The following is an 18,527-nucleotide window of genomic DNA, read 5'->3' as shown; positions in this document are numbered from 1 at the left end:
ATGATCGTGGCAGGGCTCGGCATCGGCCCGCTGCCGCTGCATGTCGCGCGGCGCGACGTGGCCGATGGTATGCTGTGGCGATTGCCGCCTTACGATGCGCCGCCGGCCATCGACATCTTCCTGCTGACCAATCCCGACAAGGCGATGAATCGGGCCGAGAAGGCGCTTTTGTCCGGAATTCAGGCCCTGATCGCCGAAACGCCCCTGCAGGATCGAATCTACAGCGATTGACGGGTCGACGCGGGTCTATTCGACAAGGTAGGCCGCGGCGCGGTCGCGCATCGGCTCATCCAGCGCCACCGAGGCCCTGGCGGTGAGATCGAAGCGCACGCTGGTCGTCCGGCTCGATGCATGGACGATGCCATCGATCGATCCGGACATCACCTGTTCGAAGGTGATGGAGGTGCGACCGACCTTGATCACATGCGAGCGGATGGTGAGCAGCGATCCGGCTTTCGTTTCATGCCGGTAGTCGATTTCGGTGCGCACGTCGGCCCATCCGTTCTGGGAGCCCTGGCCGCCCTCCTGTCCGGCGATATGGCCGAGGAGCTGGAAACTGGCATCGTCGAACATCGCGGCGTAATGGCGCACATTCATGTGCCCCATCACGTCGCACATCCAGGGATGGGCGACGCCTACGAAGGTGACGAGGGATTTGCTCATGTGAATTGTTCCGTGGCCTTTGTTTGGATCGCGAGACGCCTTATCGAAACACGCGGCTGCAGGCAAACCGGCGGATGACTTGGGTGAGGGCTTTCGAGCCGGCGATGGCCTGTAGGTCGACATTCCTTAGCCGGGCCCTTGGCCCTCCCGAGCAAACCGACTATCTCAGAAAGACGGCGGCAGTTCCGCCATGGGGACAGGCATGCTCAGGGTGCAAAAGGTCAAGGTCGACGACATCTACGTGCCCACCGCACGCAAGAAGACGCTGCATCCCGAGACCGTCCGGCATCTCGCCGAGGATATCCTGGAAAACGGCATGAAGACGCCGATCCAGGTCCGCCACGATGGCAAGCGGCACATACTTGTCGAAGGACTGCATCGTCTGGAAGCAGCCAAGTGGCTCGGCGAGTCAGAGATCGACGCCTATCTGGTGCAAGCCAAGCGCCACTGACGCGCGCCTTCGCCCGAAGCACGCACAGTCTCCAGAATTTTTCACCTGGCATGTCGGGTTGCGTTGCATTGGCTCGTCCTTGGGACGGAAGCCAGATCAAGCCGAATCCCGAGGAGAAAATAGTGGCCACCAAGCTCGACATCGCCCCCGCCAACGACCGCGAACTGGTTCTCGCCCGCATCATCGATGCACCGCGCGAGAACGTGTATCGCTGCTGGACCGACCCGACCCTGATCACGCAATGGTTCGCGCCAAAGCCGTGGACGACGCCGCGTGCCGAGATGGACGTGCGCACGGGTGGCAACAGCCTCGTCGTCATGGCCGGTCCTGACGGCGATGAATTCCCCAATCCCGGGGTTTTCCTGGAAGTCGTTCCCGGCAAGAAGATCATCTTCACCGATGCCTATACCCAGGCGTGGGAGCCGTCGGAAAAACCGTTCATGACCGGCGTGCTGACCTTCGAGGACGAAGGCGAGGGCAAGACCCGCTACATCGCGCGCGTCCGGCACTGGAGCGTCGCCGACCGGCAGCAGCACCAGGCGATGGGTTTTCACGCGGGTTGGGGGCAATGCACCGACCAGCTCGAAGACCTCGCCAGGACGCTTTGACATCGGTTGACCAGGAGGAGACCGATATGTCCAGAACCCTGGTTTTTGCCATTCTTGCTTCGGCCGCGGCGTTTCTCGCTTGTCCGGGCACCATCAATGCAGAGGAGACGAAGCCCGCTATGACCACCGAAACGAAAACGCTGCCGAAGCCGCAAAAATCCGGCCTGCTGCCGATCAACGGCGTGAACTACTATTACGCTATCTATGGCAAGGGTGAGCCGCTGCTTCTGCTGCATGGCGGCCTCGGCTCCATCGACATGTTCGCGCCGATCCTGGCCAAGCTTGCCGAGAACCGTACCGTCATCGGGGTCGACCTGCAGGGGCACGGCCGCACCGCGCTTGGCGACCGGCCATTCACCCTGGAGGCGATCGGCGATGATATGGCTGGTATCGTCAAGACACTCGGCTACGACAAGGTCGACGTCATGGGCTATTCGCTGGGCGGCGGCGTTGCCTTCCGCATGGCGGTCCAGCATCCCGAGGTTGTGCGCCGGCTGGTCCTTGTCTCGACCGGCTACGCCGCCGACGGCTTTTATGACGAGATGCGCCCGCAGCAGGCGCAGGTAAGTGCCGCCGCCGCGGCGTTCATGAAAGAGACACCGATGTACAAATCCTACGTCGCCGTCGCGCCACATCCAGAGGACTTCCCGAAGCTGCTCGACGCGCTCGGCAATTTCATGCGCCAGAACTACGACTTCTCCGCCGACGTTCCCAAGCTGAAGATGCCCGTCATGCTCGCTTACGGCGACAGCGACATGTACAAGCCCGAGCATGAGATCAAGTTCTACCAGATGCTCGGTGGCGGCCTGAAGGATGCCGGCTGGATGCGTGAGAACCTGTCGCAGAGCCGTCTCGCCATCCTGCCCAACCGCACCCACTACGACGTCTTCTTCGCTCCGGAACTGACGGCCGCCGCACTGCCTTTCCTCGATGGCCAGACCAAGGTGAAGAGCTGGGACGAGGTGGTCGGCGAAACCGAATGACCCTGCCATCTCTGGCGGCCGTCTCCAACGAGACGGCCGTCGTGCTGTTTAGGAAGCCCTGGCGCGGCGTGGCTGTCTCAGATGCTTGATGCCGCCCATCTCGACGAAGTTGGTCGCCGATTCCCAGAGATAATCGCCGTAGAGGAAAGGCTCGAAGGGCTCGGCGCCGTCCAATGGCAGAGGCGATATCTCCGCGTCGACGCGCGGCTCGTAGAAGAACGGGATCGAGAACCGCGTCGTTTTGGGTGCAATGACCCGGTGCCGTGTCGCGCGCACGCGGCCACCGGTCCAGCGCTCCAGCAACTGGCCGAAATTAACCGCCAGCGTGCCATTGGCTGGAGGCACGTCGATCCATTCGCCGGCGAGGTTCTTTGCCTGCAAGCCCTCGACGCCGTCCTGCGCCAGCAAGGTGACGAAGCCTGAATCGGCATGTTCGCGGCCGATGATGGTGCGCGTTTCGCCCTTGTGGGTCACCGAAAACTCCGGCCCGCTTGTGTCGACGCCGGCACTGGCGTCGCGCAGGGGATAGCGGATCAGCCGCAGCGTCGAGATGCCACCAGCGAAATAGGCATCGAAGATCGTTTCAGGCAGGCCAAGCCCGCGTGCGATCGACCGCATCAGCATGGTGCCGACCGTCTCCATCGCGCGGTAGTAGTCGGCCGCGGCGGTGCGCCAGCCGGGCAAGGCATTTTCGGCCGGTAGTGGTGTCGGCTCGCACAGGGGATCGTCGGAGGTCGAGACTCGCGCCGCATCGGCAAGGTCCGGCCCCATGTCGATGCCTTCCTTGTAGGAAACGGCTTGCGGCTGCAGCGGAAAGCAGCCGCGGTAGAAATTCTTCTTCGTGTGATCGAAATTCCAGCGCAGCAATTCCTGCTTGCCGGCATCGGGAAGCGCAAAGATACGCAGCAATCGCGCGCGCTTTTCCGGCGTCAGCCAGTCATCGCCGGGAAAATCCCGGACCGCCAGGAAACCGATGCCTGCCGCGGCAGCCATGATCCTGGCGTCGGCGCGGTCGCGGGCGGGCGAGGGCGGCCCGAACAGGTCCGCAATGCCGATTGTTTCGATGTCCGGTGTCATCACGGTCCTGCCGCATCACGATAATCGATGACCTTGTATCAAAGCTTTTCAATTGACCCAATCGGCGTCGCCGCTACCTTGCCGCCTGTTCACTCCACCAACGGATTCAGGCGATGGCAAAATACGAAGGCGGATGCCTGTGCAAGGCGGTGCGCTACCGCACCGACGCCGACCCCATCAACGAGCGCATCTGTCACTGCCGGCTCTGCCAGAAGGCGATCGGCGCGGCCTTCAATGCGCGTGTTCTGTTCCGCATCGACGATGTGACGGTCGAGGGCCGGTTGGCCACGGTCAACACCTCGCCGGACCTCAAGCGCGGGTTTTGCCCGAACTGCGGCACAACGATGTTTTCGCGGCGCGATTCCGCCGGCATCATCGGCGTGACCACCGGTTCGCTGGACGACCCGTCGTTCTTCAGGCCACAGATGCATATGTGGACCGCCTCGAAACAGCCCTGGGTGATGCTTGACGACGGCTTGCCGCAATATGAAGGCGCTCCGCCGGCCTAGCTTCCTCCTTCTCGTCAACAGGACGACGTGCCCCGGGATGACCAAAAATTAATCCAAAGAGACACGCGATAGCCGGCAAAGCGTCATTGGCGGGCCATCTTTGTCACCCTATCTATGCGTCGCGGGCCCGGCATTCGAGGAGACGACGGATGAACGACAGCATCAGCACCCTGGACGAGCTTTTGAGCGATCCGATGGTCCTGCTTGTGATGGAGCGCGACCGTGTGCGCCCGGAACAGGTGCGCATGCTGCTTGAGCGGGCTCGCCGGCCTTCCCTCGATGAACCGGTTGTCCCGCCGGCGCATGTGATCGCCAGGACCTGCCAGAAACTGTGGCTGTGCCCCTGAGTAGCCTTGCGATCTTCCATGAACATCATTGGCCGGCCCGTGGGCCGGTTTGGATGCGGGTGGCGCGGCCCGCAAGCGTATTGCAATGTGTCCGCCGCCACGCGACGCTATGACGCCCGTTCGGGCCGCCAGCTTACAAATCCGTAAATTGATTCTGCGCCGCATAGCGGTATGGCTTGCCCGGCATTGATCGCCGCCGATCGTGCCTTCGCAAGTCCGATCCCTCCCGCATGGAACCGACATGGCTGATATCTGCACGCAAGGCGTCGACACGGGCTTTGTCGGCCTTGGATTTGCCAAGGTCGCTTTCCTCGGCCTTGTGCAAGGCATCACCGAACTGCTGCCGATCTCCTCGACCGCCCATATGCGCATCGTGCCGGCTGTGCTTGGCTGGCAGGACCCGGGCTCGGCTTTCTCCGCCGCCATGCAGCTGGCGGCCCTTGCAGCGGTGGTCAGCTACTTCTGGGGCGACGTGAGGGATCTCCTGTTTGGATCACTCGATGCCCTCACGCGCCGCGATTTTGCCGACCGGCATTTCCGTCTGGCGCTGTGGATCGTGCTGGCGACGATCCCCATTGTCATCGCCGGCGTGGCGCTCTCGGGCGTCCTCAACACCTGCAATTCGCCGTTGCGCAGTCTGAGCGTGATTGGCTGGGCCTGCATCGCCATGGCGGTCCTGCTGGCGCTGGCCGAGATTTTCGCCCGCCACAGGCGCACCGTGGGCGAAGCGTCGCTCGTCGACGCGCTCCTTGTCGGCGTCGCCCAGGTTGGCGCGCTTATCCCGGGCGTCTCTCGCTCTGGCTCGACCCTGACGGCGGCACTGGGGCTTGGCTTCAAGCGGGCGGAGGCTGCGCGTTTCTCGTTCCTGCTCGGGCTGCCGGCGATCGCGCTCGCCGGCCTCAAGGAATTGTGGGAACTGCACAAGGCGCATCTCGACGCCCATGGATGGTCGGTTCTGGGCGTGGGACTGCTCGTGGCCTCGATATCGGCCTTCTTCGCCATCTGGGGCCTGATGCGCGTGCTCGAACGCTTCTCCGCCTGGCCTTTCGTCATCTATCGCGGCGCGCTCGGGGTCGTCCTGCTGCTCGGCGTGGCTATGGGATGGCTAGCCTAGGCCGAACCGGCACGCTTGCGGTGTTGCGCTGCTGCAACCGCCTGGAGCGCATCAACCCATGCCCGAAGATGTGATCGGACGCCTTCATTGACTTCGGGCAATGTCCGCCCTTAACGTTCTGTTAACAAAAAACAGATGGCGGAGCCGCATGGCATCCTCGTTGGGTTTGCGCCGCAAGGCGAAGGGGCTGGGGCTTGCGATTGCCCTGATTGCTTTCTGTTCGGCGGCGAATTCCGCCTACGCGGCTCCCGCTTCCATGGTCATCGGCGGCTCGACCTCGCAGCCGATCGGCCACTATGATTTTTGCAAGATCCATGCCGCCGAGTGCTCCATCCGTTCACCCGACAGCGAGCCGGAACAGATGACTGGCAAGCTGTTGCGGGAGATCAGTGCCGTAAACCTTTCGGTCAACACGCGCGTCAAGCCGATGAGCGACATGGACAATTACGGCAAGGAGGAATGGTGGGCCTATCCGGACAATGGCTTCGGCGATTGCGAGGATTACGCGCTGGAAAAGCGGCGTGAGCTCACCAGCCTGGGCATCGCCATAGCCAATCTCCTGATGACGGTGGTTCGCAAGCCGGATGGCGAAGGCCATGCCGTGCTGACGGTACGCACCGACAAGGGCGACTTCATCCTCGACAATCTTGTCGACAAGGTTCGTCTCTGGAACCAGACGCCGTATCGCTATCTGAAAAGACAGGCGAGTGACAACACCGGGCGCTGGGTCTCCATTCTCGCCGGCGAAGAGAAGCTGGTCAGCGCCGTCAAATAGCCGTCGCGGGCCGTCCCCGGGCCATAGTCCACGCTTCCCCTGAGCAAATCCTTCATCGTACCGGCAAGCGGTGCTATCCACGACAACTCGTTGGAACCGACAATCCGGAACGCGCATGGATTTTTTGACACTCCTGCATTCGGCGCCCTTGTTGCTGACTTTGGTCAAGGCCGCGTTGCCGCACGCGCTTGCCACGACAATGGCGTTCGGCCAGTGGTTCGCTTCGGTGCCGCCGTGCCGTGACGTCGCCTTCGAGGCCGGCAGCTTTCTCGTCTGCGAGGTCGATCCAAAACTGTATTCGATCGAACTGTTCTGGAAAGATCAGGGCGGCAAGCCTTTTCAGTCGCTGCACAATCTCGACAACGCCCAGCGCGCGGCCGGCCGTACCATGCTGTTTGCCATCAATGCGGGCATGTATCACCCCGACCTCAGGCCGGTCGGCCTCTATGTCGAGCGCGGCCGGGAAATGGCCGGTGTGAAGACGGGATCGGGCAGCGGCAATTTTTCGCTGCAGCCGAACGGCATCTTCTATATCGGCGGCGGCAAGGCCGCGGTGCGGGCGACCAGGGACTTCGTCAGGCAGCGGCCAGCCACCGACTATGCAACGCAATCAGGGCCGATGCTGGTGATCGACGGCCAGCTTCACCCGAAATTCCGGTCCGACGGCACGTCGCGCAAGAGCCGCGATGGCGTCGGGGTGCGAAAGGATGGCGTCGCCGTCTTTGCCATCTCGAATGGCACGGTGACATTCCACGCCTTTGCCCGCCTGTTTCGCGACGCGCTCGGCTGCGACAACGCACTCTTTCTCGACGGCACGATATCGAGCCTGCTCGCTCCGGCCATTGGCCGCAACGACGACTACTGGAACCTGGGGCCGATGATCGGCGTCTTCAGGAAACGAGGCTGATGCATGGCGCCACCCCCTAGGTCCGGGCATCGCGCCTGCCGCGCAGTCTTATGACAATGACGGCCACGATGATCGCCGCCGCTATGGCCGCCATCACCGCCAGCCCGAACAGGCTGGTCGCGTCGAGTTCGGGCAGGCTGTCGGCCCCTTTCGCCACCAGCCAACCAGGCGACAGCACGACCGGCGCCCAGATGATCGCCGACAGGATGTTGGCGATCTGGAAGCGGCGTCGGTTCATGCCCATCATGCCCGCGACCAGCGGTACGGTGGCGCGGACCGGGCCGAAAAAGCGGCCGACGAAAACCGCGGCGAAACCGTAGCGATGGAAGAACAGGCGCGCCCTGGCGATCTCGCGGCGATAGCGGTTGAGCGGCCATTTGTGGACGACGCCGCGCCCAAGCCATTTGCCGAGAAAATAGGAGATGGTGTCGCCGAGCGCCGCACCGATCATCGCGGCGAGGAGAACGGGCAGGGGTTGGACGATACCGGCGCCCACCAGGCCGCCGACGATGATCAGCACCGTGGTGCCGGGCAACAGGATGCCGACCAGCACCAGCGATTCGCCGAAGGCCAGCAGCCCGACCACGAGGCCCGCCCAGGCCTGATGGTTCTCGATGAAACAAACGCTTTGGTCGATGAACGACTGCACGCAAGCTCCTTTTGAAAGTGTTCCTCAGCTGCCGCTGTCGAGCAGGCTTCTGAGTTCGTCGAGCTTGTCGTTGACGAGCCAGCCGCGTGGCCCGGCGCCTTTTCAAGAATTTTGGGAACGCCGGCGCAAACGCCGCATACCGTTCTCAACAGCCACATCATGGCGCTGTCAAGGCTTGGCCGGCCCGCCGCCGGCGACTGTCTGAAAGGGGCCACAGCTATGGTAAAAAACTTGATTCAAACTTTATTGGTAATTTCTCGTTCATAACTGGTCTGGTTGTCCGTCGGCCGTCGCCTTCGGTCTGTTGTGTTTGAGTACAGGTCCAGATGCGGTTATCAGGCGTCATCAGTTTCGTGATCGCATCGCTGTGCCTTGCCGGCTGTTCGTCGACGTCGGGCATGGACGCGCTCGACATGCAGAAGCCATCCAATGAAACGACCAGTTCGGTGGTGCGGCCAAGCGCGCCGATCGCGTCCGTTCCGGTGGCCAGGGCAAACGCGGCGCGCAAACGGGTTGAGGTTGCGTCCGCGGACGACACCGCTCGCCCCTTTGGCCTGGCGGAGGAAGAGACGGTGGCGTTTCCCGCACCCGAACTGCCAGACAGTGTCGAGCCGCCGATCGAGGAGGCTGCCCTGGTGTCGCCACCGAAGCTGTTGTCGCGGGCGGCACCGGCCATGCTCGCAGGACCGGTCACGCGCTACGGCTTCCGCGATGCCAAGCCGATCAATTTCGGCCGCTCGTCGCCCCGTCACCTTGCCGTGCACGGTGTCGACGTGTCGCGCTGGCAGGGCGACGTGAACTGGGAAAAGCTGCGCGCCCAGGGCGCCAACTTCGCCTACATCAAGGCAACCGACGGCGGCGACCATCTCGATCCGATGTTTATGAAGAACTGGCGCGGCGCGCAGGCCGCCGGGCTGAAGCGTGGCGCCTATCATTTCTTCTACTGGTGCCGTACCGCTGGCGAACAGGCCGACTGGTTCATCCGCAACGTGCCGAAGGTCGATGGTGCGCTGCCGCCGGTGATCGACGTCGAGTGGAACGGCGACTCCAGCTGCCAGCGCCGGCCGTCGCGCGAAAAGGTGCTGGAGAAGATGCAGGTGTTCATGGACAAGCTGGAGCGTCACTACGGCCAGCGGCCGATCATCTACACGTCGCCCGACTTCTATCGCGACAACCTTCAGGGCGCCTTCCCGGACTATCCCTTCTGGCTGCGTGCCGTGGCCCGGCATCCGTCGAAGGTCTATCCCGATCGCAAGTGGCTGTTCTGGCAGTATTCCGGCTCCGGCCTGTCGCATGGCGTGACCGGTCGCATCGACCTCAACGTCTTCCATGGCGATGAGCGGCAATGGCGCGCCTGGGCCGGCGGTGGCGGCCGGCAGATGATGGCTGACGCGGACTAGGCAGCGCGACTAATGGGCGCGCGAGCCGGAAGCTTCGCCGCGGGGCGCCTTGCCCGAGTGCCGGCGCGATTCGTCGAACGTGGCGAAGGCCAGAATCCCGGAAAATAAGCCGAAGCTGATCAGGACCGCCGCGATAACCATGATGTCGTAGCTGGGCACGTCCGTTCTCCGTTTGATGATTGCCATTGCCGGAGAAGACAGGATGAACGCAGGCAGGGCCTTGATCTGAGTCAACCAAGCCATTGAGGCGGCGCGCGATCCATTCATTGCTGCGATGGACAGACCTGGATTCGAATGCCCGGACCGTCGCCATGCGTCCGTTCAAGGCAATCCCACCGGGGTAACGAGCGGAGATGGCGCGCCTGGGCGGGCGGCGCGGGCCGGCAGATGATGGCCGACGCGGATCAAAGCGCTGGTTCGGATTCTTATTGCAGCTGAGCGCTGCGGCTGTTGCGTTCCTCGCTCAGCCGCAGCGCCGTCCTCAACCCCATGATCTCGGAAATCGCCGCGTCGATCATGGCCAGAAGCGTCAGCGTGTCGTGCTGGCTTGGATCGGCCCTGACATAGGCAAGCTGGTTCACGATGTCCTTGTCGTCGTCGGCTTCGTCGTTCATGTCCGTCTCCCGACTTGCAGCCTCGCGAAAGTTCCCGGCCCTTTTTAAGCCGATCGCCTCAGTCGTCAAATTACGCTTCAGCAATTCAGTGCGCGTGAGGCGCCGGCATTGGTGTTTTGCGAATAAGCGAGACATTGCCGCCGCGGTGCTGTCTAGTGCCGGTTCCTGTACTCCGGGGGGATCAGGGTGGAGCTCCAATTTCTGCTTGTCGGATTTGCCTGCGCGGTCGCCGGCATGTTGTCGTTCATCACCTTCGTGAAATGGCGGGAGGTGCAGGCCCTCAGCCACTGGTTGCCGACGCCGGGAAAGATCATTTCGTCGCGCGCCGAGGCGCGTGAGGTGAGAGTCTCGGGCGTTGGCCCGGACAGCAATGACACCACCGAAATCCGCAATTTTCCGGCGATCACCTTCGAATACAAGGTGGGCGGCAAGACATTTCGCGGCTCGCGTTACAGTGTGAAAGAGAATTTGGGAAATTTCGAAGTCGCTGAAACCCTGGCGCAGTTTCCGCGCGGCGCCGAGGTGACTGTCTTTTACAATCCGGCCGATCCGAGCAAGGCGGTGATCGAGCGCACCTTTCCCGATGGCGCCTTCAAATTCATGGCCAAGCTGTCGGCGGGACTGGTGATCGGCACAGTGGTTCTGGTGTTTTCCGTTGGCGGCGTCCTGGAGGGGATCAGGCCGCATCTGGCCAAGCCGCAGAATCTCGGGGCGGCGGCGCTGCTGTTGTTCATGGGCCTGTTCGTCCTGCGCATGGGTTTCGCCCAGAAGGCGCTTGCCAGGCAAGCGGTGCAATGGCCGGTCGCCGCCGGCCGCATCGATGCGTCGGGCCTGCAGACGATCCGCGCCAATGGCAGCTATCGCTGGCGCACCGTCTTTCGGTCGCGCATCGTCTACAGCTATGGCGTCGCCGGACAGCGCTACAGCGCCGATCGTGTCACCTTCGGCGTCAGCGTGACGGCCTCGCTGCCCGGCCTCGTCAGCGGCCAGGCCAGGCGCTATGCCGAAGGCAGCAAGGTCGACGTGCACTATGACCCGGCCAATCCCGCCTCGGCGGTGCTCGAATGCCGGGTGCGCGGGCTCTGGCTGCTGTGGGTTTGCTCGCTGGGCTTTCTCGGCGCCGCCGCCTGGCTGGTCGTTTGAGGCGCGCCTGCTTTCATGACGAGGCATTCAATGATCACTGGCAAACCGGCCTTGTTCTTCCTGGCTCTGCTCGGCGCCGTGCAGGCAGCGAGCGCAAAAGAGTGTCTGTTGAGCCACGCCACCTATCGCGAGCCGCGTTCGGGTGCGGTCATGCAATTCCGGCCGCTCCACAATGAGCCGGCAGCGCTGACGGCCGAAGTGTTTTCGCTGACCGTGCCGAAGACCGATATAAGCCTGCCGGCCGACATCACCTGGACCAATGGCAGGAATTCATTTCCGCTCGGCACTATCCGCCACACCTGCACCGACGACGACCGCGAGGCGGGGCTGGAGGATGGCAGCGGGCTGTGCCGGATATGGATAGGCCAGGTCTATGCCTTGACCGGAGGCGGCGCCGAGCAGCTTAACTCGCGCGAAGCGACGCCGGCGCCGAAAGGGCTGTTGCTGCCTGATTTCGGCGCTGCTTTCACCGAATTTGCCGACTTCGCCAAAGCCAATCGGAACGGCTCGGCATGGGACGCCTTCACTTTGGCGGGATGCAGCGATGAATAGCGTCATGAGATCGTTCGCTTGGGCCTGCGCGCTGTTTGCATCAGCGACGATATCAGCTGCAGCACATGCGGATGAGCCCGCGCCGTCGCGCCCGCCGATCGACAAATGCGTCTGGGAAAAAATGACCGACAAGACGGTCGGGCTGGCCGCCTGGGTGCAGCGCTGCGATTTCGGCTTCCGCCAGATCCATTTCGAATTCGTCGGCAACGCACTTGCCATCAAATACAGCGATGGCGGTGCGGCCGATCCTCTGGTCGAGGTGTTCGACATCAAGTCAGGCGAAACCGCCGAAGCCGCAGTGCTACGCCTGTTGCTGGAAAAGACCGACAAGGCCGTCAGCGCCCGCTGTGTGCTGGCGCCCTACACCGAGGGCACCGTGCCCGTCGGCGTCAAACGCTACACATTCAGCCCTAATGCCGCCTATGCGAAAGAGCTGAAGGCGCTCGCCAACCCCGACGAGGTTCCCGAACCGCCTTGCGGCGACTGGGGCGAAATGCCCGACGGCATCCAGTATTTCGAGGTGCCGGCGGGTGAGGGGCGGAAAGTGCTGTTCGTCCGCATCGGCCAGGACGAGCCGTTGTTTGACGAGCAGACGTTGCGGGTGTTGCCGGCGGGTTAGGCGCCGGCAGTCAAAGTGCGATCAGGAGTGCCTCTTGTCTACTCCTACAATGGGAAGGGATTGGGCGCCGGATGGCGGCAGGAGCATCACTGCTTTTTTGCTGGCGGCTGCCGTATCCTTAGCATTTCAATTCGTTTTGAAATTAGAGCCGCTGCCGAAGCGATATTAGTAGGAGTTCCGGTAAGCTGCGAAAGTCTGTGGATGTCTCGGCGGTACTCAAAAGCCACAAATGGCGGAACTAAGAAGTTTCTCGCGAATATATCGGCCTGATCCTCGACACTTTCGAGGGAGTTCATGTTTGTGAGTTGTGGAGTGTAGCCCAGAAGATCTTTCTGTTTAGCTCCATCTATATGCGCATGCAAAAGCAGGTGTCCTAACTCGTGCGCAAGTATTCTGCGGCACTCTTGATCTCCATCGCAAGCACTATCGTAGATTGTCTCTCTTACAAAGATGCGCGGTGGGTCATTCGTCGCATATGCGGTCTTATCCAGCTCAATATCTCGCCGAATCATCAATTTGAAATCGGGTAGAATCTCTTTCAGCTTAAATTCTAGGATTTCAATTATATCAACGTAGAGTTTGTCCGATATGCCGAACGAGCCTCTAAATTGGCGGGCACGTTCGGCGATGTCGAGTTCACTCAGCTTTTCAGAATTAAAGCGATCCAGGGACTTCATCGTATCCTCCTGGCCGCGCTGTGGTTTAGGCCTTCGGTCGTGGACGGGCCTCGGCGGCTACTTGCGGCTTCGGGCCGAGCATAGCGATCAGATACTCATGCGGCACCCCAAAAAGTGCCGCGAGCTGATCCAGAATGTGATCTGTCGGCCAAATTTCCCCGTTTTCCACACTGGTGATGTACGCACTGCCTGCGCCAATGAGCTTTCCGAGTTGATTTTGTGACCACCTCTTCTCGCGGCGGGTGCGTTCAATGAAAGCCCCGAATTTTTCTGGACTGCCGTTCTTCATGAAAGTCTCCTAGGATTCTTCGCCCGACTCTCGGTTCTCAGCTGCACCCGCTCGTGGCGCCGCACGTATCGCACTTCTCGCAAGTCCCGTTCCTTACCATGGTGAAATTCTGGCACTCGGAGCAGGAATTGCCGGTGTAGCCCTGGAGCAATGACTTGGCGCGGCGGTCGGCCGCGAGTTTCTTCGCCTCGGCTGCTTCCTGGGCCGCCGTGTCGGTGAACAGCGCCGCGGTGGTATCGGTCGAGGCATCGGAGGCCGCTTCCTCGAAGGCGATGTCCTCGGCCAGTTCCTTGGCCCGCTCCTCATAGTCGCGCTTGTAGGCGATCGCCTCGTCGCTCGCCGGCTTCAACGCCAGCACGTTGGAGCCGGAGAAGGCCGTCGGCGCCGAGCGGGTAGGGCTGCCGGAGCCGGCAAAGCCCTTCGGCTCGCTGCCGCTTGCCCTCGACACCAGCTTCACCGGCGAGCCGCGGGTCAGGCCCTTGGAGACGGCGTCGGTCTTGCCTTCGCTGATGCCGCGGCCAAGCGCTGTGTTGGAGAAGTCCGACTGGTCGACATGGGCGAGATCGTTGCGGCCGAGATAGGAGATGGCCAGTTCACGGAACACGTAGTCGAGGATCGATGTCGCGCTCTTGATGGCATCGTTGCCGATGACCATGCCGGCCGGCTCGAACTTGGTGAAGGTGAAGGCGTGCACATATTCGTCGAGCGGCACGCCATATTGCAGGCCGAGCGAGATCGCGATGGCGAAGTTGTTGAGAAGGCCACGCAGCGTGGCACCCTCCTTGTTCATGTCGATGAAGATCTCGCCGAGACGGCCATCGTCATATTCGCCGGTGCGCAGGAAGATGGTGTTGCCGCCGATCTTGGCCTTCTGCGTATAACCCTTGCGGCGGCCGGGCAGCTTTTCCTGCTCGCGCGACACACGCTCGATGATGCGCTCGACGATCCGCTCGGTGATCTGCGCCGCGCGCGCCGCCGCCGGTGCCTGGATCAACTGCTCGACCGCATCGTCCTCGTCCTCCTCGCCATCGGCGAGCAGCGAGGCATTGAGCGGCTGCGACAGCTTCGAGCCGTCGCGGTAGAGCGCGTTGGCCTTCAGCGCCAGCTTCCACGACAGCATGTAGGCGCTCTTGGCGTCCTCCACCGTCGCGTCGTTCGGCATGTTGATGGTCTTGGAGATGGCGCCGGAGATGAAGGGCTGTGCCGCCGCCATCATCTGGATGTGGCTGTTGATCGAAAGCGAGCGCTTGCCGATCTTGCCGCACGGGCTGGCGCAGTCGAATACGGCGAGGTGTTCGGCCTTGAGGAAAGGAGCGCCTTCCAGCGTCATCGCACCGCAGACATGGATGTTGGCGGCCTCGATATCCTTCCGGGAGAAACCCAGCGCCGGCAGCATTTCGAACGAGAAGTCGTTGAGCTGCTCGTCGGTGAAGCCAAAAGTCTCCTTCACCCAGTCGGCGCCGAGCGTCCACTGGTTGAAGACGAACTTGATGTCGAAGGCCGACTTAAGCGCGGCATTGAGCGCCGCGATCTTGTCGTCGCCAAAACCCTTGGCCTTGAGCGAGCCGGGGTTGATCGCGGGCGCCTGGTTGAGATTGCCGTGACCGACCGCATAGGCCTCGATCTCGGCAATCTGGCTCTCGGAGTAGCCCAACGTGCGCAGCGCTTCCGGCACCGCGCGGTTGATGATCTTGAAATAGCCGCCGCCGGCGAGCTTCTTGAACTTCACCAGGGCGAAGTCGGGCTCGATGCCGGTGGTGTCGCAATCCATGACCAGGCCGATCGTGCCGGTGGGCGCGATCACGGTTGCCTGCGCGTTGCGGTAGCCATGCTCCTCGCCGAGTTCGATGGCGCGATCCCAGGCGGCCTTGGCGTGGGTGGCCAAATCCTGCTGCTTCAGGTCCGACGCCACGAGAGGCACTGGATTGACCGCGAGTTTCTCGTAGCCGTCCTTGTCGCCATAGGCGGCGCGGCGATGGTTGCGCATGACGCGCAGCATGTTCTGGGCGTTGCGGTCATAGTCCGGGAAGGCGCCGAGCTCGGAAGCCATTTCCGCCGAGGTGGAATAGGCGACGCCGGTCATGATCGCGGTCAGCGCGGCGCAGATGGCGCGGCCCTCATCGGAGTCGTAGGGAATGCCCGAGGTCATCAGCAGGCCGCCAATATTGGCATAGCCGAGGCCGAGGGTGCGGTAGTCGTAGGAGAGCTTGGCGATCTCCTTCGACGGGAACTGCGCCATCATCACCGAGATTTCGAGAACCATGGTCCACAGCCGCACGGTATGCTCGTAGGCAGCGATATCGATCGTGCCGTCGGCATTGCGGTAGGGAAGCAGATTGATCGAGGCGAGGTTGCAGGCCGTGTCGTCGAGGAACATGTATTCCGAGCACGGGTTGGAGGCCCGGATCGCACCGGCGGAGGCGCAGGTGTGCCAGTCGTTCATCGTCGTGTTGAAATGCAGGCCGGGATCAGCGGAAGCCCAGGCGGCGTAGCCGATCTTTTCCCAGAGGTCGCGAGCCTTCAGCGTCTTCAAGACCTTGCCGTCCTTGCGGGCGGTCAGGTGCCAGTCGGCGTCGGTCTCGACGGCGCGCAGGAAATTGTCCTTCAGCGACACCGAATTGTTGGAGTTCTGGCCCGAAACGGTGAGGTAGGCGTCAGAATCCCAGTCAGTGTCGTAGGTCTTGAACGACATCGAGGTGTAGCCCTGCTTGGCGAACTGGATGACGCGGTAGATGTAGTTTTCCGGCACCGCCGACTTCTTGGCCAACTTGATCTCGCGCTTCAGCGCCGTGTTGATGGTCGGATCGAAGCAGTCGTCGTCATGGCCTTCGCAATTGACGCAGGCCTTCATGATCGCTTCGAGATGCTTCTTGACGATCTTGGAACCGGTCACCAGCGAGGCGACCTTCTGCTCTTCGTTGACCTTCCAGTCGATGAATTCCTCGATATCGGGATGGTCGGCGTCGACGATGACCATTTTCGCCGCTCGGCGCGTCGTGCCGCCCGACTTGATGGCGCCAGCGGCGCGGTCGCCGATCTTGAGGAAGCTCATCAGGCCGGACGAGCGGCCGCCGCCGGACAGCTTTTCGCCTTCGCCGCGCAGCAGCGAGAAGTTCGAGCCGGTGCCGGAGCCATATTTGAACAGGCGCGCCTCGCGCACCCACAGATCCATGATGCCGCCCTCGTTGACGAGGTCATCCTGCACGCCCTGGATGAAGCAAGCATGCGGCTGCGGATGCTCGTAGGACGACTTCGACTTGGTCAGCTTGCCGGTGAAGGGGTCGACATAGAAGTGACCCTGGCTCGGACCGTCGATGCCATAGGCCCAGTGCAGGCCGGTGTTGAACCATTGCGGCGAGTTCGGCGCGACGCGCTGCGTCGCCAGCATATAGGCAAGCTCGTCGCGGAAGGCGCGCGCGTCTTCCTCCGACGCCTTGAAGTAGCCGCCCTTCCAGCCCCAATAGGTCCAGGTGCCGGCCAGCCGGTCGAAGACCTGGCGGGCGTCGATCTCGGAACCATAGCGCTCGGCTTCCGGCAGCTTGGCGAGTTCCGCTTCATCGGCGACGGAGCGCCACAGAAAGGAGGGGACGTCGTTCTCCTCGACCTTCTTCAGGCGCGCGGGGACGCCGGCCTTGCGGAAGTATTTTTGGGCCAGGATGTCCGCGGCGACCTGGGAGAACTGCGCCGGCACATCGATGTTGTCCAAGCGGAACACCACCGAGCCATCCGGATTCTTGATCTCAGAAAGCGCCTTGCGGAATTCGATCTCCGCATAAGCAGATTGGCCTGGCTTGGTGAAACGACGCTCGATGCGCATTGGTCCGATCCCTTTTGTCCATATATAGCGCTTTCATCAGGGGATTTCTGCCCCCAAAAGACGAAACGCGCAGTCCGCCGTTTGCCGGCATTTCGAACAATGCCGGCATCTCCACTTCGCGGGCGCGGCCACGCACACGACAAATCGCCTTGCCGGGCGTTTGCCGAAGCTGCCAATCGACCCCGCGGGTCCCTCAAGACTGAATTTTTCGATTCCCTCACCCGAGGGAAATTCACACTATCTAGCGTCGAACCTAGCTGCAAACACTAAATATAGTATTAACAGACAATTTATTCCAGTCCGACAATTCTCCCTTTCGTCGCCCCATCACCCCACGATCCCAACGCTTCCGCCGGCCTCGTAAACAGGCGAAAATGCGGGCAAAACGCACATAATCCGGGAAAAAGACCGGGCTCAGAACTTTCCGGTCGCGCTCTCAACAGGAGCACATGGCCTATAAAAGGCGACTCGTTTCGAGCCGTCAAGGATTCGTTTGCGTAGCTTTTGTGACCCCAACATCTTGTGTGTCACACATGTGGATAACGGGGATAGAATTGACCGCTGTGGCGGCCATTTTTCCGCCGGCAGGTATGCGCGATCCCGGTGCGTGTACGCGGACTGCGGAAATATTGTGCCGCGAACTCAAAAAGCCCGGCACGCCGGTGCGCCAGGGATCAGCCGTAATGCAGCTTCGGCTTGGGTTCAGTTCCGGTGAACTGGACGCCGAGTCGGTCGCTGCGGCGCCAGCGGACCTCGCAGCGATAGGCGACGCCGTCGAGCGGCACATAGAGAAGGAAATGATCGGGAACCCGGGCCTCGAGCGGTATTTTCAGTTCGGCGCCGCCCGCATGCTGGTTACGCACCATGCAACTCACTTCGGAATTCTGGATACCGGTGATGATCGTTCCACCCTTGAGCACGCGCGGACGATGCTCGCGCTGGGGCTCGGTGGACTCTTGCTGAAGTGGGTTTACAGGGTTCGCCATCGATGAAACGCGCCAGATTGGCCAATTTCTACCGAAGAAAAATTAGCAAACCATTCACGCGATACATCACATGGTTGTGAAATGATTACGATCCACGCACGGGGTGGAGGGCCTGCGCCCTAGGAGAACCTGCGTGGGTCGGCGCAGAAATAGGCGATGATCTGACACAGGTCCGGTTCATTGACCATGCGCACCGCTTCGCTGGAATTGACCCATTTGCGGATGCGGGAGTGCTTTTCCTTCCAGCGGTCGGCGACCTTGTCGACGTGCAGCGGATACACCAGCACCTCGCAAGGCACTTCTTCGCCCGAAGCCAGCACCTTGGCGTAGAAATAGCGGCCGGCTTC

At 61.9% G+C, this 18,527-nt stretch carries 21 protein-coding genes and 2 pseudogenes; 13 read left to right on the top strand and 10 right to left on the bottom strand.

Features of this window, described 5'->3' with window-relative positions:
• Positions 1-231 (top strand): annotated as a pseudogene (locus EOA36_RS06545) (LysR family transcriptional regulator); the annotation flags it as partial.
• A 15-nt stretch (positions 232-246) separates the two neighbouring features.
• Here EOA36_RS06545 and EOA36_RS06540 read toward each other — a convergent pair.
• Positions 247-663 (bottom strand): thioesterase family protein, encoded by a 417-nt coding sequence (locus EOA36_RS06540; protein WP_127276131.1) that lies wholly within the window; start codon positions 661-663, stop codon positions 247-249.
• 202 nt (positions 664-865) lie between these two features.
• Here EOA36_RS06540 and EOA36_RS06535 point away from each other — a divergent pair, with 202 nt between their 5' ends.
• From EOA36_RS06535 to EOA36_RS06525, 3 genes are all read left to right on the top strand, one after another.
• A complete protein-coding gene (locus EOA36_RS06535) occupies positions 866-1,114 on the top strand; it encodes a ParB N-terminal domain-containing protein (RefSeq protein ID WP_127276129.1) in 249 nt (82 codons plus the stop codon).
• 122 nt (positions 1,115-1,236) lie between these two features.
• Positions 1,237-1,722: an SRPBCC family protein gene (locus EOA36_RS06530; RefSeq protein WP_127276127.1), complete on the top strand. Its 486-nt coding sequence runs from the start codon at positions 1,237-1,239 to the stop codon at positions 1,720-1,722.
• Between the two features lie 26 nt (positions 1,723-1,748).
• Entirely contained in the window at positions 1,749-2,705 is a 957-nt protein-coding gene (locus tag EOA36_RS06525) for an alpha/beta hydrolase (RefSeq protein ID WP_127276125.1), read from the top strand.
• Positions 2,706-2,753: 48 nt separating this feature from the next.
• Here EOA36_RS06525 and EOA36_RS06520 read toward each other — a convergent pair whose 3' ends face one another.
• On the bottom strand, positions 2,754-3,782 hold the full coding sequence (locus EOA36_RS06520) for a 2OG-Fe(II) oxygenase family protein (RefSeq protein WP_127276122.1): 1,029 nt from the start codon (positions 3,780-3,782) through the stop codon (positions 2,754-2,756).
• 113 nt (positions 3,783-3,895) lie between these two features.
• Between EOA36_RS06520 and EOA36_RS06515 the strand changes: the two genes are divergently transcribed.
• The 5 genes from EOA36_RS06515 to EOA36_RS06495 all read left to right on the top strand — a co-directional run bounded on the left by EOA36_RS06515 (position 3,896) and on the right by EOA36_RS06495 (position 7,434).
• A complete protein-coding gene (locus tag EOA36_RS06515) occupies positions 3,896-4,291 on the top strand; it encodes a GFA family protein (protein WP_127276120.1) in 396 nt (131 codons plus the stop codon).
• Positions 4,292-4,440: 149 nt separating this feature from the next.
• Positions 4,441-4,638: a hypothetical protein gene (locus tag EOA36_RS06510; protein WP_127276118.1), complete on the top strand. Its 198-nt coding sequence runs from the start codon at positions 4,441-4,443 to the stop codon at positions 4,636-4,638.
• A gap of 241 nt (positions 4,639-4,879) precedes the next feature.
• Positions 4,880-5,752 carry an undecaprenyl-diphosphate phosphatase gene (locus EOA36_RS06505; RefSeq protein ID WP_127276116.1) on the top strand — a complete coding sequence of 291 codons (873 nt, stop codon included), beginning with the start codon at positions 4,880-4,882 and terminating at the stop codon, positions 5,750-5,752.
• A gap of 148 nt (positions 5,753-5,900) precedes the next feature.
• Positions 5,901-6,527 carry a transglutaminase-like cysteine peptidase gene (locus EOA36_RS06500; protein ID WP_127276114.1) on the top strand — a complete coding sequence of 209 codons (627 nt, stop codon included), beginning with the start codon at positions 5,901-5,903 and terminating at the stop codon, positions 6,525-6,527.
• 115 nt (positions 6,528-6,642) lie between these two features.
• Entirely contained in the window at positions 6,643-7,434 is a 792-nt protein-coding gene (locus EOA36_RS06495; RefSeq protein ID WP_127276112.1) for a phosphodiester glycosidase family protein, read from the top strand.
• Between the two features lie 16 nt (positions 7,435-7,450).
• On the opposite strand, the gene EOA36_RS06490 is transcribed toward EOA36_RS06495, so the two are convergent.
• Positions 7,451-8,083 carry a DedA family protein gene (locus tag EOA36_RS06490; RefSeq protein WP_127276110.1) on the bottom strand — a complete coding sequence of 211 codons (633 nt, stop codon included), beginning with the start codon at positions 8,081-8,083 and terminating at the stop codon, positions 7,451-7,453.
• 326 nt (positions 8,084-8,409) lie between these two features.
• On the opposite strand from EOA36_RS06490, the gene EOA36_RS06485 reads away from it, so the two are divergent.
• On the top strand, positions 8,410-9,483 hold the full coding sequence (locus EOA36_RS06485; RefSeq protein ID WP_127276108.1) for a GH25 family lysozyme: 1,074 nt from the start codon (positions 8,410-8,412) through the stop codon (positions 9,481-9,483).
• Positions 9,484-9,492: 9 nt separating this feature from the next.
• On the opposite strand, the gene EOA36_RS36995 is transcribed toward EOA36_RS06485, so the two are convergent.
• Both EOA36_RS36995 and EOA36_RS06480 read right to left on the bottom strand, forming a co-directional pair.
• Positions 9,493-9,717 (bottom strand): hypothetical protein, encoded by a 225-nt coding sequence (locus tag EOA36_RS36995; protein ID WP_135864181.1) that lies wholly within the window; start codon positions 9,715-9,717, stop codon positions 9,493-9,495.
• A 191-nt stretch (positions 9,718-9,908) separates the two neighbouring features.
• Positions 9,909-10,097: a hypothetical protein gene (locus EOA36_RS06480; RefSeq protein WP_127276106.1), complete on the bottom strand. Its 189-nt coding sequence runs from the start codon at positions 10,095-10,097 to the stop codon at positions 9,909-9,911.
• Positions 10,098-10,283: 186 nt separating this feature from the next.
• On the opposite strand from EOA36_RS06480, the gene EOA36_RS06475 reads away from it, so the two are divergent.
• From EOA36_RS06475 to EOA36_RS06465, 3 genes are all read left to right on the top strand, one after another.
• Positions 10,284-11,240 carry a DUF3592 domain-containing protein gene (locus EOA36_RS06475; RefSeq protein WP_245464271.1) on the top strand — a complete coding sequence of 319 codons (957 nt, stop codon included), beginning with the start codon at positions 10,284-10,286 and terminating at the stop codon, positions 11,238-11,240.
• Positions 11,241-11,270: 30 nt separating this feature from the next.
• Positions 11,271-11,792: a hypothetical protein gene (locus EOA36_RS06470; RefSeq protein WP_127276104.1), complete on the top strand. Its 522-nt coding sequence runs from the start codon at positions 11,271-11,273 to the stop codon at positions 11,790-11,792.
• Positions 11,793-11,913: 121 nt separating this feature from the next.
• Positions 11,914-12,411 carry a hypothetical protein gene (locus EOA36_RS06465; RefSeq protein ID WP_245464270.1) on the top strand — a complete coding sequence of 166 codons (498 nt, stop codon included), beginning with the start codon at positions 11,914-11,916 and terminating at the stop codon, positions 12,409-12,411.
• Positions 12,412-12,497: 86 nt separating this feature from the next.
• On the opposite strand, the gene EOA36_RS06460 is transcribed toward EOA36_RS06465, so the two are convergent.
• The 5 genes and pseudogenes from EOA36_RS06460 to EOA36_RS06440 form a co-directional block, all read right to left on the bottom strand.
• Entirely contained in the window at positions 12,498-13,088 is a 591-nt protein-coding gene (locus tag EOA36_RS06460) for an ImmA/IrrE family metallo-endopeptidase (protein WP_127276102.1), read from the bottom strand.
• 25 nt (positions 13,089-13,113) lie between these two features.
• Complete coding sequence (locus EOA36_RS06455) at positions 13,114-13,377, bottom strand: helix-turn-helix transcriptional regulator (protein ID WP_127276101.1); 264 nt, start codon at positions 13,375-13,377, stop codon at positions 13,114-13,116.
• Positions 13,378-13,414: 37 nt separating this feature from the next.
• Positions 13,415-17,194 (bottom strand): vitamin B12-dependent ribonucleotide reductase, encoded by a 3,780-nt coding sequence (locus EOA36_RS06450; protein WP_127276100.1) that lies wholly within the window; start codon positions 17,192-17,194, stop codon positions 13,415-13,417.
• 674 nt (positions 17,195-17,868) lie between these two features.
• Complete coding sequence (locus tag EOA36_RS06445) at positions 17,869-18,180, bottom strand: PilZ domain-containing protein (protein WP_127276099.1); 312 nt, start codon at positions 18,178-18,180, stop codon at positions 17,869-17,871.
• 119 nt (positions 18,181-18,299) lie between these two features.
• Positions 18,300-18,527: pseudogene (locus EOA36_RS06440) on the bottom strand (NUDIX hydrolase); the annotation flags it as partial.

This window comes from Mesorhizobium sp. M8A.F.Ca.ET.021.01.1.1, from assembly GCF_003998025.1.
Lineage (GTDB): Bacteria > Pseudomonadota > Alphaproteobacteria > Rhizobiales > Rhizobiaceae > Mesorhizobium.
Note: the sequence above shows the minus strand (reverse complement) of the source record. Positions and strands in the feature narration are given on the sequence as shown.